This is a genomic window from Pseudoalteromonas sp. DL-6 (assembly GCF_004328665.1).
Classification (GTDB): Bacteria; Pseudomonadota; Gammaproteobacteria; order Enterobacterales; family Alteromonadaceae; genus Pseudoalteromonas.
This window is the reverse complement of the sequence record NZ_CP019770.1, coordinates 822653-847547: the sequence shown is the minus strand read 5'-3', so window position 1 is coordinate 847547 and position 24895 is coordinate 822653. Positions and strand designations below refer to the sequence as shown.

The following is a 24895-nucleotide window of genomic DNA, read 5'->3' as shown; positions in this document are numbered from 1 at the left end:
CTGCGGGAATTCGCGCACCCAGGTATTGGGCGCGGCGGATTATAGCAAAAAATTTAACGCCTAGGAACTAACCAACTCAACAGGCTTAAGGATTCTGGGGGGCAGCATTTGCTAAAAGTGCGTACTTGTCTCTTAACTGATTAATTTTATTTGCGCTTTTTTCTGTACTGTACGCCTTAAATAAAGTCAGTACTTTTACAATACCAGGGTATATATCTTGCTCAACCAGCACACCACTTAGTCTTCTTGCTTTCATATAGGGTGTCCAAAAGCTAACCGTTAATTTTAGCGTATGAGCAAGTTCAATGGCATCTTGTTCATCAATGGCAATAATTTCACTGTCACGCAAGGCCAAAATAATGTTGCGCACTTGCTCAAGTAGCTCCTGCTGAAAATCAATGTAACCTTGTTTTAAATGGCTATCGCGAGCGAGAATATCGCCGAGGTTGTCGTAAAAAAAGTGGTAGCGCCACATTAATTCAAACAGCGAATCTAAGTAAGGGCCGAGATGTTCAAAAGCATCATCACCTTTATTGACTGGCTTAAAGTGAGTACTTAAATGGTCACGATAAAGTGCAAATATGTGGCGAATAATGTCTTCTTTATTTTTAAAGTGGTAGTACAGATTACCCGGACTCATGCCTAAACTCGATGCAATATGATTAGTTGATATTGCTCTTTCACCATGTTCATTAAACAATGAAATACTGGTTTGAATTATTTTATCCTTGGTATTCATATACTCATTACTCAATTTTCGAAAATACGATGCTGCATTAAAACAATCCACTAGTATAAACAAATAGTCAGCGTTAAAACAATCAAGGCATGAAGTTCTTCACAATTTACTTACAAGGCTGCTTTGCACACTAAACACTGCTACACTACGGCTAAAAATAATAACACAGTAAATATTATGAAAGTGACCGCAATCTACCCAGGCACATTTGACCCTCTTACCAACGGCCACACTGATTTAATTCAGCGTGCGGCTAAGATGTTTGATACCGTTATTGTTGCTATTGCTCATAACCCAAGTAAAAAACCGTGTTTTACTTTAGAAGAACGCGTTGATTTAGCGAATGAAATTTTAAGCCATTTAGATAATGTAAAGGTCATTGGCTTTTCAGGGCTGCTAGCTGATCTGGCTCGCGACCATAATGCAAATGTACTGATCAGAGGCATAAGAGCGGTTTCTGATTTTGATTATGAATTTCAGCTCGCAAATATGAACCGCCGTTTAAACCCTGATTTAGAAAGTGTATTTTTAACACCTGCTGAGCGTAATACTTTTATATCATCAACCTTGGTAAAAGAAGTTGCGCGCCATAACGGGGATGTGAGTGAGTTTGTTGACACCATAGTAATGAAAGCCCTGCAATCTAGGCTGGGGAAAACCAAGCATTAAACACAACACCTAGCGTATCATTACATTGCGCTAGGTAGCTTCGCTCTTGCTAGAAACAGAACGTTCTTAAGCCTCACTAAGCCCAAAAAATCTTTATTGATAAATAGTGCCAAGGCCATTATAAAATCAAAGAGAATAACGCCAAACCCGTATACAGCCCAAAACCACCAGTAATCAATGTTCCCTTTAACTTGAACATCATAATGCATCCCCAAAAATAAACAGGTATTAACTCCCAACCCCAGAATTAAGTAATAAAAAGCAATAGGCGTGTTTTGCAACGTTATTTTTCGCCACAAAAAAAGTATCAAAATAGTTGTGAGATCAAATATGAAATAATCTTTATACGTAGAAGTTTCGAGGCTTAAAAATGCACTTAGAAAATAAGAGATCATCATTATTAATGAAATATGCAGTAAACTTTTATCTTGTTTATTAATGCTCGAAGAAAGGTTAAATAGAAAAGCGATTAAAAATAACCACAATATAAAATTACCTAAATTCTCGCCAACTTTAACAAGCAGCCATAATAGATCAGTCATTATAGGCTTTTAAACTCAGTGCGTGATCTAAATAAACGACCTTTAAGTTTCATTAGCCCTAAAAAGTCTTTATTGATAAATAAAATGGCTATCATCATAAAATCCATAAGATTAATTCCCAAAGAATAAAATGACCAGAACCACCATGGTGAGCTGTTACTAAAAACAAGTACATCTAGATGCATGCCAAAAAATAACAGTGAGTTTATGCTTAGCCCTAATAATAGATAAGAAGATATGATGTTTTTATTTAAGAAGTTACTTGCAATCAAAATAGCCAAAATAGTCATTAGATCAAAAAGTAATAGTTGCATGTAAGAAATATTTTGAATATCAATAAACAAGCTTGAAGAATATGAAACTGACATAATTAGCGACAGCCATAAGGCCTCTTTTTTGGGTTTATTTATACTCGTTACTAATGAGTATAAAAAAGCCATTAAAAAACCCCATTGAACAAATGCGCCTAGGTAAAGAGATACATATGGGTTGAGCAAAAAATTATCCATTTGAAGCATTATTTCGAATAGCTAAATTAAGTTGCTTTTTTACCTGTCGTTTTTTTAAGATACTTGTATTTATTACCAAAGAAATAATCATTAATACATCAATAAAGTTTACTCCTAAAGAGTAAACACTCCAAAGCCACCATTCATCAATATTATCACGTACAAATAGGTCATAATAAATGAAAAATGTTAGCAGACTATTTATTAGTAGGCCTGAGATAATATAATAGCTAGCGAGGGGAGCTTTAAGGCAGAAATTCAATAAAATGAGAATAATAGAAATGGTTATATAATCGAAGAGGATCCAATCTAAATATACATTTTCTAATATCGGAAAAAAATCACTACAAAAGTAAGAGAAAAACATAATAGCGGCTAAGTATGTTAACGACTTGTCTGCCTTATTTATACTCGAAACAAGTGAGTATAAAAACGCCATTAAAAAATCCCATTGAGTGAAGGCACTTACGTAATCAACCATGCTGTAATCGATATACAACTTAGTTACAATCCCTTGCTATTTTTGGTCTTTGAAATGACGATAGTATTTTATTTTTAAACTTATGTAATCCTAAGAAATCTCTATCAACAATTAATACAACTATCATAATGAAGTCTACAAGATTAACTGTATATGTATAAGCATCCCACAAAAACCATGGTTCTTTGTTTTTTAATATATAGATATCTAAATACATGCAAAGAAAAAGGATTGAATTTATTGATAGACCAATAATTAAATATATAAAAGATGGGGTTGTTTTCTTTATAATTTTATAGATACATGCAAGGGCGATGATCGTGACAATATCATACATGGCCCAATCAAGATAAATTGAATCTTTCATCGATAGCCACGTATAAAAATAATCAGAAAGGGTATAAGATGCCATCATGATAAATGAACTGAGTAAGAGAGTTGTTCCCCTTTTTACATCTAATGAATATACAAATACATTAAAAAAGAAAGTCATTAGAAATCCCCACATCGTAAAAGCAGACAGTGAGAACAACCCAAAAAGCTCAGTTAGAATCATTTAAAACCTTTATAATTATTTAGGTTTCCATGTTGGTATAACAGTACCACCACCTCGCTGTAAATCCGCAGTAGCAGCCGTCATCGCCTCTTTAGAAAAGCTTACTGTATCAGATTGTAGGGTTTTAGGGCTAGCAGTTTGTTCCATTGCAGGCTTTAATTGTTGCGTTTTATTGTATGCTTGCATTTGAACTTGGCTGTTCGCTGAAATTTGCATGTGATTAATCCTTTTGAGTGTTAAATTTATTATTGGCGCAAATTTAAATCACACCATCTGAAGCAGTTACTAAATAACTGCAGTAACGTATTGCCTACGTTGATTAATTGACTCAACAACACGTTACAGAATAATAAAAGCAAACGATATGCCAACTTTAAATTAATAGTATGTTAATTTAAAAATTATTTTATTTTACTCAAAAAAAAACGCACCGGGGTCACCGTGCGTTTTTTATCCTAGGGATTGCTTAAGCCACGTTTTTACAGGGGATCTCCATGCTATTACTTGGCTTTAACATATATTCCATTGCGACTTCATCACAGTTTTCTTTACGTAAACATAACTCACAATCTTTCATCACTTTTTCAGGTAGGCTCTCTTTACTACAGAAACTAAACCGCTGATTTTCGAAAAAGTCAGGAACACGAGTCAGAACGATGACACGATTGAGTGCCAATTTTTTGGCTTTTACCAACAAATGCTCGACCAGTTCCCGTCCCTGCCCTGTTACTGCGCTTTTAGGATCAATGCCTAATGAACGTATTTCAGCTAATCCTGTGTCGTAAATATAAAGTGAAGCACAACCCGATACCTGACCGTTTATCTCAGTTACGGCAAACTCATTAATTGAGTGCACCATATCACTTTTAGCACGCGGTAAGTTTTCGCCGACTGTAGCCCAGTGCTGTACGAGTTTAGCAATCGCTTCCACGTCATCTAAATTGGCATCACGAACCGTTATTTGCTGTTTTTTTTTCGCGTCTTTCACCGCTTTGCTTACTTGCTCTAATGATGTACCGCCAAGCGCTTGGCGTGCTTTTATACAGGCATCAATTTCAAGTACCGGATAGACATCATCCTCAAATACTGGGTTTACTGATTTATACTGCTCTAGAGAAAGTTGCTCTAACGTTTTATCTTCACTAATGGCTAGTTGCACCAATACCCCTACAATATGGTGCCCTTCTCTAAACGGAACACCTTTAGCCACTAAGTAATCAGCCAGTTCGGTTGCATTTGCGTGGCCACCTTTTGCCGCTGCAAGTGTTTTATCTGCTTTAACTTTAATGCCTTTAATACACGCTTGTGCCATATGAATACACGCAAGCCACGTTGGCATGGCATCAAAAATGCCTTCTTTGTCTTCTTGCATATCTTTGTTGTAAGCAAGTGGCAGTGCTTTTAAGGTCATCATCATTGCGCTAAACGCACCAAACACCCGCCCTGTTTTACCACGAATTAGCTCTAATGCATCTGGGTTTTTTTTCTGTGGCATTAAAGATGAACCCGAGGTCACATTATCCGCTAGTTCAATAAAGCCAGCTTCTCCCGAGTTATAAAAAATCAGGTCCTCAGACATCCGCGATAAATGGATCATAGAAATAGACGCACAGCTTAATAGCTCAACCACAAAGTCACGATCAGACACGCCATCTAAACTATTTTTAGTCGCACCGGTAAAGCCTAACCCTTGTGCAAGTGCATGACGATCAATTGGGTATGCAGTGCCAGCAAGTGCACCACTGCCAAGTGGGCAGTAGTTCATTCTTGCTTGGGCATCTTGTAATCGGCTTTCATCACGCTCAAGCATTTCTACATAAGCCATACACCAATGACTAAACAGTACGGGCTGTGCACGCTGTAAGTGCGTATAACCTGGCAGTATTGTGCCAAGCTCACGTTCAGCCAAACTAATAAATTCAGCTTTTAATTGTGCAATTGCTTTTAAAATATGATCAGCAGTATCGCGGCACCATAACCTAAAGTCGGTAGCAACTTGATCGTTACGGCTTCGACCTGTGTGTAATTTTTTAGCTAAATCACCCACTTTTTCAATTAGCGCAGCTTCAACATGAGAATGAATATCCTCAGCACCTGAGGTGGCAACCGCATGTGGATCTGCTTTTACTTCTTCAAGTAACTCATAAAGTGCCGATACCAGTTTTTTGTGCTCGTCGTTAGATAACACATTCACTTGTTCAAGTGCACCAGCCCATGCAACAGAGCCAATGATATCTTGCTCTGCTAATTGATAATCGAAGGGAAGTGAATCGTTAAACTGTTTAAACGCTTCATCTGGACCCGTAGAAAAACGTCCGCCCCATAATGCCATGAAATCTCTCCAAACCCGATAATAGCCCCTTAATTCCAAGGGGCATAAAAAGTTACTTTTTAGCTAGTGCTGAAATTCTGCTTGATAGCGAGAATAAACGAATAAAGCCTTCTGCGTGCGATTGGTCATAAACATCGTCTTCACCAAAGGTAGCAAAATCTTCGCTATATAAACTGTTAGGTGATTTTTTCTGAACCGCAGTGACTTGGCCTTTATAAAGCTTAAGTACCACTTCGCCCGTTGCTAGTGTAGACAGCGCTTCTGCACCGGCTAAAATAGAATCTTTTAGCGGCGTAAACCAACGACCGTCGTAAACTAAGTGTGAAAATTCACCACCGAGTACTTCTTTCCATTTACGGCTCGCTTTATCAAGTACTAACTCATCAATTGCTTGAAGCGCTGCCATGATCACAGTACCGCCTGGCGTTTCATAACAACCACGCGATTTCATACCCACTAAACGGTTTTCTACAATATCAACACGACCAACACCATGTGGTGATGCAATGTCGTTTAATTTAACTAAACAATCATAAGGTTTAAGCTCTTCGCCATTTACAGCAACCACTTCACCTTCAACAACCGATAAAGTGACGTGTTCAGCTTTATCTGGGGCTTGCTCTGGAGAGTTAGTCCAGGTCCATACTTGCTCACTTGGTTCACACCATGGGTCCTCAAGCTCGCCGCCTTCGTGTGAAATATGCCATGCGTTAGCATCACGACTGTAAATTTTAGTTGCTGACGCAGAACATGGAATGTCACGTTCAGCTAGGTAATCAAGCAATGATTCACGGCTTGATAAATCCCACTCACGCCATGGCGCAATCACTTTTAAATCAGGTGCGAGTGCGGCAAAACATGACTCAAAACGTACTTGGTCGTTACCTTTACCCGTACAGCCATGAGAAAGTGCATCGGCACCTACTTTACGTGCAATTTCAACTTGCGCTTTAGCAATGATTGGACGCGCCATAGAAGTACCAAGTAAATAAGTCCCTTCATATATAGAACCCGTTTTAAGCGTTGGGTAAATATAATCGCTTACCATCTCATCTTTTAAATCAACCACGTAACACTCAGATGCACCAGACGCTATAGCTTTAGCTTCCACGCCTTCAAGTTCTTCAGCACCTTGGCCAACATCGGCAACAAAAGCAATCACTTCACAGCCGTAGTTCTCTTTTAACCATGGCACGATAGCCGATGTATCAAGACCACCTGAATAGGCTAAAACGACTTTTTTAATTGAACTCATAGGTGTTCCTTAACAAAATTTGGATTTAACAATGTAACTAATAGCGCATTTTGCGCATGCATGCGGTTTTCTGCTTGCTGTATAATTTTTGATGCAGGGCCATCCATTACCTCAGAGGTAATTTCAAACTCACGGTGTGCCGGTTGGCAATGTAATACCGTAGTTGCACCGGTTTTTTCTAACAATGCCTGATTTAATTGATAAGGCATGTATTTTTCTTTTACTTGCTCAAGGGGAGTTGTATCCCCCATAGATACCCAAGTATCGGCGTAAACAACATTAGCACCTACTGCAGCCTCAACCCTGTCACTTACCATGACAGAAGCGCCATTCATCGCTGCTATTTGCTCTGCTTTTTTAAGCACTTGCGAATCAGGTGAACACCCTTTTGGTGTTACTGCGACAAAGTCGGTTCCTAAAGTAGCGGCTAACAGCATCAATGAGTGCGTTACATTATTGCCCTCACCTAAGTAGGCAAGCTTTAACTGGCTAACATCACCGTGTACTTCTTGTAGCGTTAAAAAATCAGCTAATGCTTGGCATGGGTGATATAAATCACACAAACTATTAATCACAGGAACGGATGAATACTCACCGAGTGTCGTTAATGTACTGTGCTGATTAACCCGCGCAACAATCCCATCGGCCCAAGTCGAAATATTTAAGGCAAAATCTTTTATTGATTCGCGAGCACCCATTGCACCATTTTGTTGGTCAAGGTAAACCGCATGGCCCCCTAAACGGTTTATACCAATATCAAATGAAAGGCGTGTACGTAAACTTTGCTTTTCAAACAAAGTAACCACTGACTTACCAGCTAGTACTTGGCTATATTTACTCGGGCTTTCTTTAATATCTTGCGCTAATTTTAATAAATTTAGTGCGCCTTGTTGGTCTAATTCTAGACCCGTTAAAAAATCTTTAAACATGTTCAACCTATGGTGTTACTTTAGTTCCGACATGCTCGCCTTGCAGCAAAGCAGTTAAGTTTTCTGGCTTTTGCCAGCTGGAAATGTACACACCGCGTCGTAAATGTTGGGCAGCGTGAAGACTGGTCTTAACTTTGACCTCCATCCCGCCCAAAATTACTCCCTCTGCAATTAAAGTATCAATGTGTTTTGTGTCAAGTTGATGTAAAGGCTGCTTATTGGCATCAAGTACCGCCTCTACGTCTGTCATAAAAATAAGTTCTGCATTTAAATTATTAGCTATTGCGGCTGCTGCTTCATCAGCATTAACGTTGTATAACAAGCCCAGCTCATCAAAGCCGATAGAGCTGATGATTGGTAACCGGCCAGCACTGAGTAAATCATTAATAATAGAATCTGCATTGTTGTGACATTGACCTACTTGACCCAATGCTTTTAATTTTTGCGAGGCGGTGATCCCTGCTTCATATAAACTTAATCCCACCGGCTTATGACCAACACTAATTGCTTGCGCCATGAGTTGTTTATTTGCCGCACCCGCAAGGGCCCCAACAATATAAGGCATCTGTTCTTTAGGGCTAATACGCAAACCTTGGTGTTTAGCACTGGCAAAACCAGCCTCTTTTAACCAGCTATCAACTAATGAACCACCACCATGCACAATCACAAACTGTGCATCATCTTGCTCGTCGAGTATTTCAAATAATGCTTTAGCGGCATTTTCAGTATTGAGTACTGCACCACCGAGTTTAATAACCCACGTTTTACTGCTCATCTAAACGCTCCTATTAGACCTGTAGTGTGGGGAAGCCCCATTGATAAATTAATACATTGCAAAGCCTGACCAGCTGCCCCTTTTAATAAGTTGTCAATTGCTGCCATTACTATTAACTGTGAGCCTTGCTGCTGCCACGCAATATCTACATAAGGTTGTTTGGCCACCCCTTTAATCGAAGGAATTTTGCTGCCAAGCAAACGAATTAATGGCTCATCAGCCAATACTTGATAAGCTTTAGCTACTTGCTCACTGGTCACACCCGGCTTTAATTGCACATAAATAGTTTCTAAAATACCGCGCGGAAAATTACCTAAATGAGGAGTAAATAACACCTCATGACCTAGATGCTGTTGTATTTCAGGCCCGTGACGGTGGTTAAACAAACCATAGGGTGCAAGTGATATCTCACAAAAATGAGTCCCTAGGCTGGCTTTACGCCCTGCGCCCGTTACGCCAGAAACCGCATTAATAATAATTTTTTCATCACTCAACAAACACGCTTGCTGAAGAGGTTTTAATGCATTTAATGCAGCCGTTGGATAGCAGCCAGCAACAGCAATTAGCTGAGCATCAGTAATGGCTTTACTATTCCATTCAGCAAGACCATATGCCGCTTGATTGAGTAGTTCTGGATGTTGGTGTTCAAAGCCATAATAAGTAAGGTAATCATCATTACTTTCAAGACGATAGCCACCGGAAAGGTCAAATACCTTTTTACCCATCGCTAAAAACTGAGGCGCTAAATCCACACTTACTTTATGATCGGTGCACAGACAAACGTAATCTGCTGAATGAGTGATATCAGCAAGTGCATGTTCATTTAATGGCTGCAGAGGTAAATCAAGTAATCCTAAATGCTCAGGATACAATTCACTAAGCAATTTATGTTTATCTAAACTTTGCGCTGATACATAACAACCAGTTAGCGAAAGAGTTGGATGTTTTGCTACTAAGCTAGCCAGTTCTGCGCCGCTGTAACCGCTGGCACCTATAATTACTACGTTCATTATTTACTCTTTATCTAAAATTAGTGACCACATTCCATGTTGTTTGTTTACACTAGGGTATAACCCAGCCAAACAGATTAAATTTATGAGTGATAACTATCGTCGTATTATTTTCATGGCGTAACTTTAATATATTTATGCTTAAAAAGTGAATTGATATTCATCATAAATACTTTTATATTGTTATGCAATTAAAATGAATACTTATTTTGGAATTTTTTATGTCTCTGCCGTCATTTATTTCGATGTACCAGCAATTGATTGCTGCCCCCTCTATCAGTGCCATTGAAGATCATTTATGTATGAGTAATAAAAGTGTCATTGAATTGCTAGCGCAATGGTGTGAAAGCTTAGGTTTTAACTGTGAAATAATAGAGTTAGAAGGCAACAAGGGTCGCTACAACTTATTAGCAAAACGCGGTCAAGGTGACGGCGGTTTAATGCTGGCAGGGCACACTGATACAGTGCCATTTGATGATAGTCGTTGGAATCAAAACCCATTTAAATTAACCGAGCTCGATAATAAATTATATGGCTTAGGTAGTATTGATATGAAAGGTTTTTTTGCTTTTGTATTGCAGGCTATTAGTGAGCTTGATGAAAAGCAACAAACACAACCAATTTTAATATTAGCCACCGCAGACGAAGAGACCACTATGGCTGGTGCACAACAAATTTGTAAGCACCCAAATTTAAAACCAAGTCGCTGTATTATTGGTGAGCCTACTGATATGACGCCAGTATTTACTCATAAAGGTCATATGACTTCAGCGATAAGAGTCGTTGGCCGTTCAGGACATAGCTCAGATCCCGAACGGGGTCTTAACGCCATCGAAGTGATGCATAAAGTGATTACAAAATTGCTAATCTTAAAAGAACAACTTAAGAATAAATATTCAATAAATCACTTTGAAATTCCTTACCCAACGCTCAATTTAGGCAATATTCATGGGGGCGATAATGCTAATAGAATTTGCGGTTGCTGTGAAATGCACATTGATATGCGCCCTCTACCTGGCTTAAGTGTACAAGAGCTGCAAGCATTGCTGCTTGATGCAACCTTCGATATAAACCAGCAATACCCTAATTCGGTTAGTGTGATTGATTTACATGAGCCAATTCCAGCATTTACAGGAAGCACCGACAGCGCTTTAGTTAAACTAGCCGAAAATATAGCAGGGCAAAAAGCGGTGGCTGTTAATTACTGTACTGAGGCACCATTTATACAACAACTGGGCTGTGAAACCATCGTCATGGGACCGGGTTCAATTAACCAAGCGCATCAGCCCGATGAATATTTAGCGATGGAAAAAATCAAGCCTTCGCAACAAATTATCAGCAACCTCATAAAGGCGAGTTGCTTTTAATCAGTAACAAAAAAGACGCTTAATCGCGTCTTTTTTTATAGCATTTATATTTAACCTGAACTCTGAATAATAAATCTATCTCAAGCAGCTATTTTCAGCGCTAACTGCGTTGAATTTACTTGCAATAGGCTAGCTATTGACGCGTAAGTTCGCCTTGTTTTCACTGAAAATCTCTGGCTAGTGAAAATAAACATAAACATCATTTTTTGACTCAATATGTTAGTAAATCTCTTAACCAGAGTTCAGGTTAGTTACATATATTTTCGTAAATATTTTTTAAATACCGGATCTGTTTGTGCCAACTCTTTCTGCTCTTCTAATATCTCTTTTAAAATAGCACCTGATGTAAGCGGGTTCGCAAGCACCACTCTAAAAACCACAGTTGGTTGATTATCATATTGAATTGGCGTTAAACGTGTACGCGATACAAATGAGCGACCTGATTCACGTTGCCGTTTTTGCATACTAGCAGTAAAACGATTAAGCGCGGCAAAAATATCTAAACGGGTTTGTGCATCTGCCTGTGCTATCGCATTTTTAATTTGCTTAGGGACATAACGATAAGTTAATAAGCACAACTCAGGTTCAGATATTAATTCAAAATCTTCATCTGCTTTTATCAAATCAGCAAAGTAACGGGCTTTTTTAATACTGCGATCGATAAGCATTTCATAGCCTTTACGACCAATAACACGTAAGCAAGCATGCACTAACATCGCCATTCCAGGGCGACTCCCCTCAAGTGTATGGCTGCCTAGGTCTTTAGAGCCTTTACGTAAAATATATTCAGCATGATGTTCTATGGCATCGGTAGCAGCAGGATCTTTAAACAACACCAAACCAGCCCCCATCGGCACATACATTTGTTTATGTGCATCAATGGTAATTGAATCTGCTTGCTCAATCCCTTTTAATAAATGCCTATGGGTATTAGACAGTAAAGTAGCTCCGCCCCATGCTGCATCAACATGAAAGTGGCAATTAATTTCGTGTGCTAAATTAGCCATGTCTTCAAGTGGGTCAATATTACCGGTTTCTGTCGTCCCGGCTACACCAATAATTGCCATCACTTTAATGCCTTGCGCTTCAAGCTCTAGCGCTTTTTCACGCATAGCATCTACATCAACTTTATTATCAGCCGATGTTTTAATACCAATTAAATTCTCACGGCCAATGCCTAATAAATCTACCGATTTGCCTAACGAGTAGTGACCTCGTTCAGAAATTAAAACTGCCAGCCCTTTGTAACCATAATGAAGCATTCCCGCCACTAAACCCTGCGCAGCAATGCCTTTAAAGTTGCCATCTGCTTTTAATAAGCGGTTGCGGGCAATCCAAAGCGCAGTAATGTTAGCCACGGTGCCGCCAGAGCAAAATGCTCCTAAAGAGGTTTTTGCACTGTGCATCCATTTAGAATAAAAGCCATCATTTTGCCCATAAGCTAAATGATGCATCATTCCTAAAACTTGACGTTCTAATGGAGTAAACGCTTTTGAGGTTTCTATTTTTACAAGGTTTTGATTTAGCCCAACCATTAATTTCGATAATGGCAGTAAAAAGTGTGGCAGAGCAGATGTCATGTGACCAATAAAGCTTGGCGCTGCGGTATGTACAGAATGAGCAACCAGCTGTTCCATAATATCTTGGGCATAGCAAGACACAAACGTTGGCTCTTCAGGGATAGCCGCCGATTGAAAATCTTTTTCTATTTCATGTAATGGTTTTTCAATTGCCGCGATATTTTCGTTTAAGAAACCTGCTAAATTACTCGAAATTTCAAGCTCTATTTTGCTCAAAGTTGAGTCAGGGGCCTCTGGAACGGTAAATATCCGTTTGAGGCTTTCTTTAGAGGCGACGGCACAACGCTTTTGATCCATCTTCATACCTAGTGTGTGACTAAAACACCTGTTAGTTTGTAAAACACGCTAATTTAAGGTGTTTTTAAGCAACGGCATTTCTAAAAAATTGCGCTAACTTTACTGCAATATGACAAAAATGTCTCGTTTTAAGCCATAAAAGACAATACAAAATAGATAACATCTCACTATTTTTTATATTTAGTACAAAGGGTAATTAAAATATTGGGCATTTATAATTTTTAAGTATAATAAATCTAACAAACAATAAGGATGTTACATGCTAAAAGGAAATCTAAAATTAACACGGTTGGCGCTCGGTACCGTCTTTTTTTTAGTCAGCTTAATAAGTTACAGTTACTACACCTACACCACTATCAATAATGATGTGATACGCAGTATTGATAATCGCCTGTTAAATGCCGCCACCAGCGTAAAGTATATTTTAGGTAGTGATTATCACGATAAAATAGCGCAAGAAATCAGTTTTTCAAGCTATCAAAATAAAGCCGACCAACTTTCGGCATTAGCCAACGATTTAAATATAGATTATTTATATTCAATGGTACTGATTGATGAAAACGTTTACTTTACTGCCTCTAGCTACACCCAAGATGATCAAAATAACGGTAAGGTTACTCAGTTTTTAGATCTATACCCTGAAGCCACGCCAATCACTACGGCTGCATTTTTATCAACGGCCCCTATTTTTGAAACTTCAACAGCGCATCGCGGTCATTCTAAAACAGTGTATATTCCCCATCTGGCAAAAAATGGCAGAACTTATATTACGGCTGCAGATATTAGCGTTGATAAAATTAGCAGTGCGTTGAACACAGAGTTGTATCAATCTGTGTTTCATTTTGGCTGCGTAATTATTATTTTATTAATAGTGTATATTTTTTATTATTATGGGGTACGTCGTTCATTAATGAGGGACCATGCAAGCGGATTTGCAAATCATATCGCTTTAGAAAAACGACTGAAAAAAAGTAATGAGCATCATTTGCAAATTGCGATTATTTTAGTGAACGAAATTGATAATATCAGTCGTTTTTTTGGCACAAAAACAGCCGATGAAGTGATGAAAAAGCTGCTTATTCACTTTAAGCAGCAAGTGCGTTTGCACGCACGTATTTATCGTATTGCAACTAATAAACTCGCTATTTTGACTGATAAAGAAACTCCCTCTGATGAGCTATACAGTATCATTCAATCGCATAATAAAAATATACCGTTTTTAAATCAGCCGTTCATTTATATTACCCTTAACGCCGGTGTGGCAAGAGGTAATAAATCATTACTACTTAAAAATGCTCATATTGCGTTACTGCAATCAAAGCAAGGCGATCAGCGCATAGTTAACTATTGTGAGGCAATTAACGACGCTAAATCTCTATATTTATATAATGTTGAAATAGCCAAAGAGATTCGCGAAGCATTTGATGCTCACCGTGTTGTTCCTTACTTTCAACCGGTTATTAATACGCATACCGATGAAATTATTAGGTATGACTGCTCACCGAGGATAGTCACCTCACAAGGGGAGATTTTAACCCCTGATATCTTTACGAATGCGGTAAATAGACTGCGTATGAATGGCATGTTAACCCGCACCCTATTTACTCAATGTGTCTCGCGTTTTCGTAAATCGGCAATTTGTTGGGAGTTAACGCTGTGCGCTGAAAATATTGCAGATCCCACTATTTATGATCATATTGCCTATGAGCTTCATCGCTACCCAAATCCTGAAAATATTACTATTTCAATTTTGGAGTCGCAGGTTATTTCACATTATTACGAAATAAAATCATTTATTGCGATGGTAAAAAGTAAAGGGGCAAAGGTGGTGATGCACTGTTGGGGGAATGAGTTTATTAATACCCTTAATACATTAAAGGTTGAGGTTGATGGCATTAAACTCGATGGTGCAATCACTAAGCAGCTAGTAAACGATGCAAACACGTCGCTATTTATAGCCTATATCGCTGATATAGCCCGGCAACTTGGACTTGAATTGGTTGTTGAAGCGGTAGAAAATAATACGGTTGCAGAGTTACTCAACCAACTAAATGTGACGCTGATGCAAGGTAGTTACCTTGGCAAACCAACGCCACATGTGACTCACTTTAAAAAGCAATGAGTTAACTATTGAGATTGATGATTAAGCGGTGACTTTGCTGGCCACTGGCCCAGTACTTTCGCTCAAAAGGTGTAATTGCTTCGTCTGATTCAAACAATTCGGTTTCACATGGATGGCCTGCTAATTCGAGCGCTCTGGCAAACTCTTTAACATAGATATCCCAATTACTTCGCACTTCAAGTAAACCACCTAGCTTTACAATAAACGGGAAGATAGCCGCCCCATGCCAGCGCCGTTGAATGTGCTTAGACTTAGGCCACGGGTTAGGGTAAAGCAAATAGTGATGGCTAGGCTGCCAATTAGCAGCCACCGCTAAACGCCAAAAGTCATTTAAGTCAGCTTGCACCAAAATGTATTGACCACTCTCAGTTTGTTTATACTCAACATCGTGCTTATCAAGTCGATGAGATGACTTGTCAATGCCTACCACTAACGCTTCAGGATGACCTTTCGCTAAATTAGCAGTGCTTTCACCAACCCCACAACAGGAGTCTAGGATAAGCGATCCATCAAAAGCTTGCACCTTAGCATTAACTTCATCAAATGCGGTTTGAGTATGCGCTGCAATTGGCTTTTTAAACTCGGCTTGTAAGTGTTTATTAACTATTTCATCAAGCTTTTCGTGAAGTCCCGCTTGATTAGATACAATACTACGTGAATTTGCATCGCTCATTAGTGTCTTAGCCCCACACCTTTTTTAATTAGCGTCAGTGCTAAAGTAAATAATACGCTGATAAACACCAACAAAACCGCAATCGCAACTGTTAAATCAACATCAGAAACACCTAAAAATCCGTATCTGAATGCGTTAACCATATAAATAATTGGGTTTATTTGCGATACCATCTGCCAAAAATCAGGCAGTAGAGTGATTGAATAAAATACCCCACCCAAATAAGTTAGGGGAGTTAAAATAAAGGTCGGAATAATACTTATGTCATCAAAGCTGTTTGCATAAATAGCGTTGATTAACCCGCCTAAAGCAAACACCGCCGAGGTAAGAATAACAGTGGCTATAATCACAAAAATATTATGTATTTGTATATCAACAAAAAATAAAGAAACACACGTTACAATAAAGCCCACCATAATGCCTCGTGTCATGCCTCCCCCCATATACCCCAATACAATGATGTAATTAGGCACAGGTGCAACCAATAACTCTTCAATACTTTTTTGAAACTTAGTTGAGTAGAAACTTGAAGCCACATTCGAGTAAGAGTTTGTTATGACTGACATCATAATAAGGCCAGGAACAATAAACTCCATATAACTAAAGCCGCCCATATCACCAATACGCGAACCTATTAAGTTACCAAAAATAACAAAATATAAACTCATAGTAATCGCTGGCGGCACTAAGGTTTGCACCCAAATACGCAAAAAGCGAATACACTCTTTAATCCAAATACTTTTTAAGGCTACACCATATTTAAACATTTATTCGCCCCGCCCTTGCTCTAATAAACCTACAAATAACTCTTCTAATCGATTCGCTTTATTACGCATGCTTAGCACAGTATTACCTTGTTCGGTTAACGCGCTAAATACAGCATTAAGCCCTTGTGATTTAGCCACCTCAACTTCAATGGTGTGATCATCAGTCATGGTAAAATTATACCCTTCAAGCGTCACCGGATTGGTAGGCTGTTTTAAATCCAATACAAAGGTTTCTTTGTCTAATTTAGCCAACAAGGCTTTTATGGTGGTGTTTTCAACTATACGGCCGGTATCAATTATAGCGATGTTTTTACACAGTAATTCGGCTTCTTCAAGGTAGTGAGTGGTTAAAATAATGGTCACACCTTGTTCGTTAATTTGCCTTAAGAAGTCCCACATTGAGCGGCGCAGCTCTATATCAACGCCCGCTGTTGGTTCGTCTAAAATAAGTAACTTTGGTTCATGCATTAAGGCACGTGCAATCATCAAGCGACGCTTCATACCACCAGAAAGGGTACGCGCTTGCTTATCTTTTTTCTCAAGTAGCCCAAGCTGTGCTAAGTACTTGTCAGCACGTTTGTGCGCTTCGCCGCGCGGTACACCGTAGTAACCTGCTTGATTAACGAGTATTTGGGTTAGGGTTTCAAACTGACTGAAGTTAAACTCTTGTGGCACTAAGCCCAAGTTGGCTTTCGCCGCTTCAAGGTCGGTATCAATATCATGACCAAATACTTCAACTTTACCTTTGGTCTTATTAACCAAAGAAGATATCACCCCAATAGTGGTTGACTTACCCGCCCCATTTGGACCTAACAGTGCAAAAAAGTCACCTTCATGCACTTGTAAATCAACACCTTTTACTGCCTCAACCCCATTTTTGTAAACCTTGGTAAGGCCTTCAATATTTAAAGCAATATTTTGCTTATTCATTTCTTACCCTCACCATAACCCCAGCGCTTTGTGAGATTATGTTCAATATTTAAATGATCTAAAATTCGCGCCACCATAAAATCAACTAAGTCTTCTATGCTTTGTGGTTGATGATAAAACCCAGGTGCAGCGGGCATGATAGTGACCCCTAAACGCGACAATTTAAGCATATTTTCTAAGTGAATTTCGCTAAATGGCGTCTCGCGTGGCACTAGAATAAGCTGGCCTCGCTCTTTTATCACCACATCGGCGGCGCGCTCTAATAAATTATCTGATGCGCCGACTGCAATCGCAGACACAGACCCTGCGCTACATGGACATACTACCATTTTTTTCGGCGCTGCAGAGCCCGAAGCTACAGGACTAAACCAGTTATCTTTGCCGAACACCTTTAATTGTTCAGGCTTGGCGTTAAATAACGCGCTTAATTGCTCTGTGGCTTTGTCTTCATTCCCTGATAGCTTTACATTGGACTCGGTATCAAAAACTACGCGCGCAGCACTTGAAATAAGCACATACACTTGAAATTGTTGCTCAAGCAACACTTCCAACAGCCTCAACCCATATGGTGCGCCTGATGCGCCGCTAAATGCTAAGGTGATTGTATCTTTAAATTGCACATTATTCTCCGCTGTATTTATCGGCCAAACCATCAACAAGTTGCTGATGCAGACCATTAAAACCACCATTACTCATAATTAAAACATGTTGCTTTGGCTCAATATTCTCAAGCAATGTATCAATAATGGCGGTTGTAGAATCAAAGCACTGCATACCCGCTTTGTCAGCTTGCTCTTTAAGTGACCAGTTTAAGTTCTCTGGCTCAAATAACAGTACGTCGTCTGCATCGCGAAGTGAATCGAGAAGTGTAAATTGATGCACTCCCATTTTCATGGTGTTAGAGCGCGGCTCTAAAATCGCTATGATTTTTTCATCGCCCACTTTAGCACGCAGCCCCGCAAGCGTTGTTTGTATTGCCGTTGGGTGATGGGCAAAATCGTCATACACTTTAATATGATTAATATCTGCTTTAAGCTCCATCCGCCTTTTTGGGCTGATAAACTCACTCAAAGCTTTAATACTGTGCTCTATTGCAATTCCCACATGGCGTGCTGCTGCAATAGCCATCATGGCATTTTTAACGTTATGCTCACCAATTGCCTGCCAGTTAACTTCGCCTTGCAGCTGCGTGTTTAATAACACATTAAATTGAGAACCATCGGCTTTAAGTAATTCATAATCCCAGTCATCGCCTAGAGTTTCGCTCTCGCTCCACAACCCTTTTGCTATAACATCGCTCAGTGCTTCATCATTTTTAGGCCACAACACTTTGCCACTTTGCGGTAATGTACGCATCAAATGGTGAAATTGTTTTTTAATCGCGTTTAAATCTTCAAAAATATCAGCATGATCAAATTCAAGATTATTTAAAATAAGCGTTCGCGGTAAATAATGAACAAACTTACTGCGTTTATCAAAAAAGGCCGTGTCGTACTCATCGGCTTCTATCACAAAAAATGGCGTTTCCCCAACTCGCGCAGAAAGACCAAAGTTTTGTACAATTCCGCCAATTAAAAAGCCCGGTTTTAAACCCGCATATTCAAGTATCCACGCCAACATACTGGCGGTGGTTGTTTTACCATGAGTTCCCGCCACAGCCAGCACCCATGAATCTTGTAATAAGTTATGTTTTAGCCACTCAGGCCCTGAAGTATAAGGCAGGCCTTTATCTAATACATATTCAACACACGGATTACCACGGCTCATTGCATTACCAATAATAACGATGTCTGGTACTGGCTCTAGTTGAGATACATCATAGCCCTGCGTTAGTTCAATACCCAGTTCTTGTAACTGGGTACTCATTGGTGGGTAAACGTTTTGATCCGACCCAGTAACGTGATGACCCAATGATTTAGCTATAGCGGCAATACCACCCATAAATGTGCCACAAATACCCAAAATATGTATATGCATTTACTATCCTTTCATCCTGCGCGGGGTTTGCTCTAAGGCAAAGTTTAATGGCGCTATAATGCCAAAATTTAGCTTAAGTTACCATTAACCCTTGGCGCAAATAAAAAGGCCTCCCGAATTGGGAGGCCTTTAAAAAATTAATGGCTTATAACATTAAAAAGAATATTAAACCTATACCTAATAATAAACGATAAATAACAAATGGCAGCATTCCCATTCGCTCAATCACTTTTAAAAACATAAAAATACAAGCATAAGCTGATAAAAACGACAGCACTACACCTAACAATAATGCCGTCCAATCTACGATATGATCGCCAAGGGCAAGCTCTGCGGTGTAATAAAGACCCATCATCGAAATGATTGGAATAGCTAATAAAAACGAAAAGCGCGCTGCACTTTGTTTGTTCATACCTAACATTAAACCCGCAGTCATAGTAATACCTGAGCGTGAAGTACCTGGGATCATCGCAACGGCCTGTGCAAAGCCAATAATAAGGGCCGTTTTCCAGTTTAGCTGATAAATTGTTTTTATCTGCTTACCTTTGGCATCGGCGTACCAAAGTAATAAGCCAAATACGATCGTTGTGGTTGCAATCACCCATGCGCTGCGTAAATACAGTTCAACAAAGTCTTTTAGCAATAAGCCTAAAATAGCCGCAGGCACAGTACCTAAAATGATCCACCAACCTAGTTTGCTATCATCTGTTGTGCCTTGCGCACCAAACGATTTAAACCAAGCACCGAGTATATCGGCCACTTCTTTACGAAAATAAATAACAACCGCAACTAAAGTGCCTACATGCACGGCAACATCAAATGCTAAACCTTGATCTTCCCAACCTAAAACTTGTGACGGTAAAATTAAGTGTGCAGAACTCGATATAGGTAAAAACTCAGTAAATCCCTGAATTAGGGCTAAAACAATTATTTCTATAATACTCATGGGTTAGAAAACTCCACCTTCCATAGTTTTTGTTGAGGGTTGTTATATGCATTCCATATTTGGGCAATCGTTTGTTTTGCTACCGGATGATAAAAGTTAGGCGCCACCTCGGCTAAAGGCTGCAAAACAAAGGCATTTTTAGTAATTTCATCACGCGGTAGTTGTGCTGGGCTCTCGCAAATTACATCATCATAAAAAAGTAAATCGAGATCCAGTGTACGTGGGCTAAATTTTTTATCATTTGCTTGGCGGCCGTTGTCGCGTTCTATTTGTTTTAATAACGCGCACACATCAACCAGCGCCATGTTAGTGGTGGCGGCAAGTACTGAGTTATAAAAGTTATTACCGGCAAAACCTACAGCTTCACTTTCAAATACTGATGAATGCTGTGTGTTTTCAAAGTGCTGATTTAACGCCACTAGAGCACGACGAATATGCTCTGCCTTGTTAATGTTTGAACCAAGGCTAATATATATCTGCGCCATTTAAGCCGAAGCCTTGTTGCGGGTTATCTCTACACCCACAGTTTGCGCTTGTGAAACTGCGGCGGGCTTGCTAACTCTTATCGTTACTTGAGGTGTATTAAATTCGGTTAAAATAATTTGCGCTAATTGCTCCACCAACGTTTCTAAAAGCTCAACTGGTTTAGCCGTGCTGTGCTCGATGACTCGCTCGCTCACTTTGGCGTAATCTAATGCTAAGTTAATATCGTCGTTTTGTGCTGCGGGCTTAATGTCGCTTAGCATCTCAATATCAAAGTACAGGCTTTGTTTACTTTTCTTTTCAAAATCATACACCCCGATAATCGTTTCGACATGCAATTGTGATATAAATACCTTGTCCATTGATACTCCAAATGACTGTAACAAGTCACTGAGTTAATTACATATTGTATCAATCAAATTAATACTGTATATACTTTAATCAGTGTTTAAATATACTAAAATTACTTCTACAATAGAATAGTTACAAAATTGCGAGTAATTTAAGAAGCCCGTAAATTTTGACGCCAATAATAGCTTAAAAGTAATGATTAAAAAATAAGGAAGCGCGTGTTAGTCATTTTAATGTTTGTATTAGCCTATTTGCTCGGCTCGATTTCATCGGCCATTTTAGTGTCGCGGCTATTCAAACTTCCCGATCCACGCACAAATGGCTCCAACAACCCAGGAGCAACCAATGTCTACCGCTTAGGTGGGGCATTCCCCGCATGCTTAGTATTAATATTTGATATTTTAAAGGGCACTATCCCTGTTTGGGGCGCTTACTTTTTAAAACTTGAGCCGCTAGAGCTCGGTTTAATTGCGGTTGCAGCATGCTTAGGGCACATGTACCCATTATTTTTTAGTTTTAAAGGGGGGAAAGCGGTCGCAACAGCATTTGGCTCATTACTACCGATAGGACTTTCTTTAGGTGGATTATTGATTGGTACTTGGCTGATTATTGTCGCGATTACCCGCTACTCATCCCTTGCAGCGTTAGTTTCTGTGACGCTAGCACCTTTATATACATGGTGGATAAAGCCGTTATATACCTTACCGGTGACCTTTATTACGCTACTGATCATTATTAGGCATCGTACTAATATTGTACGTTTATTTAAGGGTGAAGAACCAAAAGTAGGGACTAAACAAGTCCCTACAGATGATAAGAAGTAATAACTAACTTAAGTTCTGGTTAACTATATTGCTTCTAAGCTATCGATTGGCCAGCGCGGTTTAGTTTTCATATCAAGCGTAGCAAACTGCCCCGCTTTTAAACGCTGCATACCAGCATAAGCAATCATTGCGCCATTGTCGGTACAAAACTCAGTGCGAGGGTAATACACTTCGCCCTTCATACCTTGCATCACACGCTCTAATTGCAAACGTAGTTGTGTATTAGCACTCACACCACCGGCTATTACTAAACGTTTAATACCCGTTTGCTTTAGTGCTCTTTTACACTTAATCACTAAAGTATCTATAACAGCTGTTTGAAATGCATGGGCAATATCTGCTTTAGTTTGCTCGTCGCTATCATTTTCACGAATAGCAATCGAAGCGGCGGTTTTTAGGCCACTAAAACTAAAATCAAGACCAGGCTTATCTGTCATCGGGCGTGGAAAAACAAATCGTTTGGCAACCCCTTGCTCAGCCATTTTAGCTAAACGAGGGCCGCCAGGGTAATCAAGCCCAAGTAATTTAGCTGTTTTATCAAATGCTTCACCTGCAGCGTCATCTACCGACTCACCCAATACTTCGTATTGGCCAATGCCCGCGACCTTTACCATCATGGTATGACCGCCAGAAACCAGTAAAGCAATAAATGGGAATTCGGGAACGTTTTCCTCAAGCATTGGCGCTAATAAATGCCCTTCCATATGATGCACTGCCACCGCTGGAATATCCCAACCATACGCTAAAGAGCGACCAATTGAGGTGCCTACCAACAATGCCCCCACTAAACCAGGCCCTGCCGTGTAGGCAATACCGTCTAAATCTTCAGGTCCACAGCCAGCTTGTGCAAATGCCGCATCGATAAGCGGCAATGTTTTACGTACATGATCGCGAGATGCAAGCTCAGGTACCACACCACCGTAATCAGCATGTACTTTTACTTGGCTATATAATTGATGGGCTAGTAACCCTTTTTCATCATCATAAATAGCAATACCAGTTTCATCGCATGATGATTCAATGCCTAAAATTCGCATTGTTAATTCTCCTGCCACCTAACAAGGTGTTTAAAACAAATTACTTAAAGTGCTAAACCAATGTTAGTTTGGCCATCAGCAAGGACATGCTTTTTCAATGCTTTTACATTTTCAGCAGTGATACGCCCCATTGCCTCTACAAAATCTATTAATTCACCTAATACCTCAATTTCGTATTGCATTAGTGGGTGTTCACGCACTGCTTTATTATCAGCAACATCCCCTTCAACCGTCATTTGATACTCAATAAAGCGAGCAACAGTTGCCTGCGATATTTTACTCACATTAACAAATTCTTGCTCGTCTTGCGCTAAAAGGCCATGCATTAAGCTCAATAATGAGGTGGCAGCGTCAATGGCAGGGTAAGTACCAAACATATCAAAATCAGCAAGCTCAGGTACATTAGGCTCAATTTTTTCGACTTGCTTTTCTAAGTCAATTTTACTTTTAGGAAGCAGTATCTTTTCCCAACATACATTTAAAGCATTACGTAAAATAACCTCATCGCCAAAACCGGTAGCCTCACTAAATAGTCCATAATTAGGCAACATACGCTCTATTAACGCACTGGCCAATACCGCTTTTTGTAGGTAATTTAACTCTCTAATACGCTGAAAATTATTCGCTTTTGTCATTCTTTAAAGTCCCACATGACCAACAAAAATCAAATGTTGATCCATTATGCTCATTACAGTTAGGGCACACCCAATCTGGAGCGGATTGTTTTACTTGCTGATAGTTTACCAATATTTCGCGTGCATGGCGCTCTTTTATCGCATAAACCTGCACACTTACTTGTGTTTGCTCAAACGGGATCTCGCCCATTGCACCTTGCAGCATTTCGCCTTTAATTTGACACTCAATTCCCGCATTAAGAATCAATCCTTTTATTATATTGGCCTCTAAACTATTTTCTGCGTTATAAAGCGTAACCCAATCAAATGATGTTATATTTGAATCGCTATTATTAATATTTTGCAATATCCACCTCATTTACTTTATGTGTACAATTTGCCTGCGTAACCTAAAGCAAATAATATGATTTAAGGACACATTATGACGCTAACTACTCCAGGTTTACTTTTTCCAGCAATCTCGTTGTTGTTACTCGCCTATACAAACCGATTTTTAGTGCTAGCGCAACTAATACGAGAACTGAATGCGCGTGAAGGAGAGTCAATTCGTCCTGTTGTGGTGGCGCAAATAACCAACCTTAGAAAGCGAATAAAATTAATAAGAACCATGCAAGTATACGGAGTGGCTGCTTTTTTATTATGTACGCTATCTATGTTCGCATTATTTATAGAATTTAATACCACGGGCATTATTTTATTTGGTGTCAGTTTAAGTTGCTTAAGCTTGTCTTTACTCACCTCCTTATTTGAAATTCACATCTCGTGTGATGCCATAGAAATTGAATTACAAAACATTGAAAATAAGCCTTTAAGCAACAGAGTGAGTAAAAATTTTATTGAGCCTAACTCTAAAAGCAAAAACAGCAATTAACAAACCGAAATTCTAAGAAAACGGTTATAAAATTGCACAAATTAGGCTAATGATAAAACCCAACAGTTACTTAACATTACCCAAAGGTATAACAACTTTTAGCAACTATTCTCTTTAAATAAGGCAAAAAGAAAGTTAATCTAATGAGGTGGTTAAAAACATTACTTCAACTGAACTATAGGGATATAAAGTCAGTATTAAATCTGTAATTCCCCTAGCTTACCTATAAAAAAGGACT

Annotated in this window: 27 protein-coding genes; 5 read left to right on the top strand and 22 right to left on the bottom strand. The window is 39.3% G+C overall.

Annotated elements, in window-relative coordinates; genetic code table 11:
• Window positions 1–85 precede the first annotated feature (85 nt).
• Window positions 86–739, bottom strand: coding sequence for a TetR/AcrR family transcriptional regulator (locus tag B1F84_RS03920; protein WP_131690635.1), 654 nt, complete (start codon window positions 737–739; stop codon window positions 86–88).
• A gap of 177 nt (window positions 740–916) precedes the next feature.
• Between B1F84_RS03920 and coaD the strand changes: the two genes are divergently transcribed.
• Complete coding sequence (gene coaD, locus B1F84_RS03915; protein ID WP_024601870.1) at window positions 917–1408, top strand: pantetheine-phosphate adenylyltransferase; 492 nt, start codon at window positions 917–919, stop codon at window positions 1406–1408.
• Window positions 1409–1428: 20 nt separating this feature from the next.
• Here coaD and B1F84_RS03910 read toward each other — a convergent pair whose 3' ends face one another.
• From B1F84_RS03910 to argC, 9 genes are all read right to left on the bottom strand, one after another.
• Entirely contained in the window at window positions 1429–1950 is a 522-nt protein-coding gene (locus tag B1F84_RS03910; RefSeq protein ID WP_131690634.1) for a hypothetical protein, read from the bottom strand.
• Complete coding sequence (locus tag B1F84_RS03905) at window positions 1950–2318, bottom strand: hypothetical protein (RefSeq protein ID WP_346427239.1); 369 nt, start codon at window positions 2316–2318, stop codon at window positions 1950–1952. The genes B1F84_RS03910 and B1F84_RS03905 overlap by 1 nt, the downstream gene beginning before the upstream one ends.
• A 641-nt stretch (window positions 2319–2959) precedes the next feature.
• Window positions 2960–3496, bottom strand: a complete 537-nt coding sequence (locus B1F84_RS17990; protein WP_131690631.1) for a hypothetical protein — start codon at window positions 3494–3496, stop codon at window positions 2960–2962.
• 15 nt (window positions 3497–3511) lie between these two features.
• Window positions 3512–3712: a hypothetical protein gene (locus B1F84_RS03890; RefSeq protein ID WP_010391035.1), complete on the bottom strand. Its 201-nt coding sequence runs from the start codon at window positions 3710–3712 to the stop codon at window positions 3512–3514.
• Between the two features lie 250 nt (window positions 3713–3962).
• Window positions 3963–5828, bottom strand: coding sequence for an argininosuccinate lyase (gene argH, locus B1F84_RS03885; RefSeq protein WP_131690630.1), 1866 nt, complete (start codon window positions 5826–5828; stop codon window positions 3963–3965).
• Window positions 5829–5880: 52 nt separating this feature from the next.
• Entirely contained in the window at window positions 5881–7083 is a 1203-nt protein-coding gene (locus B1F84_RS03880; protein WP_076920188.1) for an argininosuccinate synthase, read from the bottom strand.
• Window positions 7080–8012 carry an ornithine carbamoyltransferase gene (locus B1F84_RS03875; protein WP_036956759.1) on the bottom strand — a complete coding sequence of 311 codons (933 nt, stop codon included), beginning with the start codon at window positions 8010–8012 and terminating at the stop codon, window positions 7080–7082. The genes B1F84_RS03880 and B1F84_RS03875 overlap by 4 nt, the downstream gene beginning before the upstream one ends.
• A gap of 7 nt (window positions 8013–8019) precedes the next feature.
• Window positions 8020–8787 carry an acetylglutamate kinase gene (argB, locus tag B1F84_RS03870; RefSeq protein ID WP_131690629.1) on the bottom strand — a complete coding sequence of 256 codons (768 nt, stop codon included), beginning with the start codon at window positions 8785–8787 and terminating at the stop codon, window positions 8020–8022.
• A complete protein-coding gene (gene argC / locus B1F84_RS03865; RefSeq protein WP_131690628.1) occupies window positions 8784–9797 on the bottom strand; it encodes an N-acetyl-gamma-glutamyl-phosphate reductase in 1014 nt (337 codons plus the stop codon). The genes argB and argC overlap by 4 nt, the downstream gene beginning before the upstream one ends.
• A 221-nt stretch (window positions 9798–10018) precedes the next feature.
• Here argC and argE point away from each other — a divergent pair, with 221 nt between their 5' ends.
• The gene (gene argE, locus B1F84_RS03860) at window positions 10019–11164 is read left to right on the top strand and encodes an acetylornithine deacetylase (RefSeq protein WP_131690627.1); all 1146 of its coding nucleotides are present in this window, start codon (window positions 10019–10021) and stop codon (window positions 11162–11164) included.
• Between the two features lie 251 nt (window positions 11165–11415).
• Here the strand turns inward: argE and panP are convergent, their stop codons facing one another.
• Window positions 11416–13041 (bottom strand): pyridoxal-dependent aspartate 1-decarboxylase PanP, encoded by a 1626-nt coding sequence (panP, locus tag B1F84_RS03855; RefSeq protein ID WP_076920185.1) that lies wholly within the window; start codon window positions 13039–13041, stop codon window positions 11416–11418.
• Window positions 13042–13300: 259 nt separating this feature from the next.
• Here panP and B1F84_RS03850 point away from each other — a divergent pair, with 259 nt between their 5' ends.
• On the top strand, window positions 13301–15163 hold the full coding sequence (locus B1F84_RS03850; RefSeq protein ID WP_131690626.1) for a GGDEF domain-containing protein: 1863 nt from the start codon (window positions 13301–13303) through the stop codon (window positions 15161–15163).
• A gap of 1 nt (window position 15164) precedes the next feature.
• Here B1F84_RS03850 and B1F84_RS03845 read toward each other — a convergent pair whose 3' ends face one another.
• From B1F84_RS03845 to folB, 8 genes are all read right to left on the bottom strand, one after another.
• Complete coding sequence (locus B1F84_RS03845; RefSeq protein WP_131690625.1) at window positions 15165–15836, bottom strand: SAM-dependent methyltransferase; 672 nt, start codon at window positions 15834–15836, stop codon at window positions 15165–15167.
• On the bottom strand, window positions 15836–16603 hold the full coding sequence (locus tag B1F84_RS03840) for an ABC transporter permease (protein ID WP_010391022.1): 768 nt from the start codon (window positions 16601–16603) through the stop codon (window positions 15836–15838). Before B1F84_RS03840 ends, B1F84_RS03845 begins: the two co-directional genes overlap by 1 nt.
• Window positions 16604–17533 (bottom strand): ABC transporter ATP-binding protein, encoded by a 930-nt coding sequence (locus tag B1F84_RS03835; RefSeq protein ID WP_010391021.1) that lies wholly within the window; start codon window positions 17531–17533, stop codon window positions 16604–16606.
• Window positions 17530–18153, bottom strand: coding sequence for a flavin prenyltransferase UbiX (locus B1F84_RS03830; RefSeq protein ID WP_036956751.1), 624 nt, complete (start codon window positions 18151–18153; stop codon window positions 17530–17532). The genes B1F84_RS03835 and B1F84_RS03830 overlap by 4 nt, the downstream gene beginning before the upstream one ends.
• Before the next feature lies 1 nt (window position 18154).
• Window positions 18155–19510, bottom strand: a complete 1356-nt coding sequence (gene mpl / locus B1F84_RS03825) for a UDP-N-acetylmuramate:L-alanyl-gamma-D-glutamyl-meso-diaminopimelate ligase (RefSeq protein ID WP_131690624.1) — start codon at window positions 19508–19510, stop codon at window positions 18155–18157.
• A gap of 145 nt (window positions 19511–19655) precedes the next feature.
• Complete coding sequence (locus B1F84_RS03820; RefSeq protein ID WP_131690623.1) at window positions 19656–20456, bottom strand: undecaprenyl-diphosphate phosphatase; 801 nt, start codon at window positions 20454–20456, stop codon at window positions 19656–19658.
• Entirely contained in the window at window positions 20453–20941 is a 489-nt protein-coding gene (gene folK, locus B1F84_RS03815) for a 2-amino-4-hydroxy-6-hydroxymethyldihydropteridine diphosphokinase (RefSeq protein ID WP_131690622.1), read from the bottom strand. The genes B1F84_RS03820 and folK overlap by 4 nt, the downstream gene beginning before the upstream one ends.
• Entirely contained in the window at window positions 20942–21301 is a 360-nt protein-coding gene (gene folB / locus B1F84_RS03810; RefSeq protein WP_076920180.1) for a dihydroneopterin aldolase, read from the bottom strand. It lies immediately after the preceding gene.
• A gap of 207 nt (window positions 21302–21508) precedes the next feature.
• Here folB and plsY point away from each other — a divergent pair, with 207 nt between their 5' ends.
• Window positions 21509–22114: a glycerol-3-phosphate 1-O-acyltransferase PlsY gene (plsY, locus tag B1F84_RS03805; protein WP_131690621.1), complete on the top strand. Its 606-nt coding sequence runs from the start codon at window positions 21509–21511 to the stop codon at window positions 22112–22114.
• A 23-nt stretch (window positions 22115–22137) separates the two neighbouring features.
• Here the strand turns inward: plsY and tsaD are convergent, their stop codons facing one another.
• Genes tsaD through B1F84_RS03790 form a run of 3 tightly spaced genes read right to left on the bottom strand, consistent with a single transcriptional unit; the run spans window position 22138 to window position 24132 of the window.
• Window positions 22138–23151: a tRNA (adenosine(37)-N6)-threonylcarbamoyltransferase complex transferase subunit TsaD gene (gene tsaD, locus B1F84_RS03800; RefSeq protein WP_008115610.1), complete on the bottom strand. Its 1014-nt coding sequence runs from the start codon at window positions 23149–23151 to the stop codon at window positions 22138–22140.
• A 44-nt stretch (window positions 23152–23195) separates the two neighbouring features.
• Entirely contained in the window at window positions 23196–23786 is a 591-nt protein-coding gene (locus tag B1F84_RS03795) for a YjaG family protein (RefSeq protein ID WP_008115608.1), read from the bottom strand.
• Window positions 23770–24132 (bottom strand): DUF2007 domain-containing protein, encoded by a 363-nt coding sequence (locus tag B1F84_RS03790; RefSeq protein ID WP_010391010.1) that lies wholly within the window; start codon window positions 24130–24132, stop codon window positions 23770–23772. Before B1F84_RS03790 ends, B1F84_RS03795 begins: the two co-directional genes overlap by 17 nt.
• 75 nt (window positions 24133–24207) lie before the next feature.
• Here B1F84_RS03790 and B1F84_RS03785 point away from each other — a divergent pair, with 75 nt between their 5' ends.
• Entirely contained in the window at window positions 24208–24657 is a 450-nt protein-coding gene (locus tag B1F84_RS03785; RefSeq protein ID WP_131690620.1) for a DUF2721 domain-containing protein, read from the top strand.
• Window positions 24658–24895: the final 238 nt, after the last annotated feature.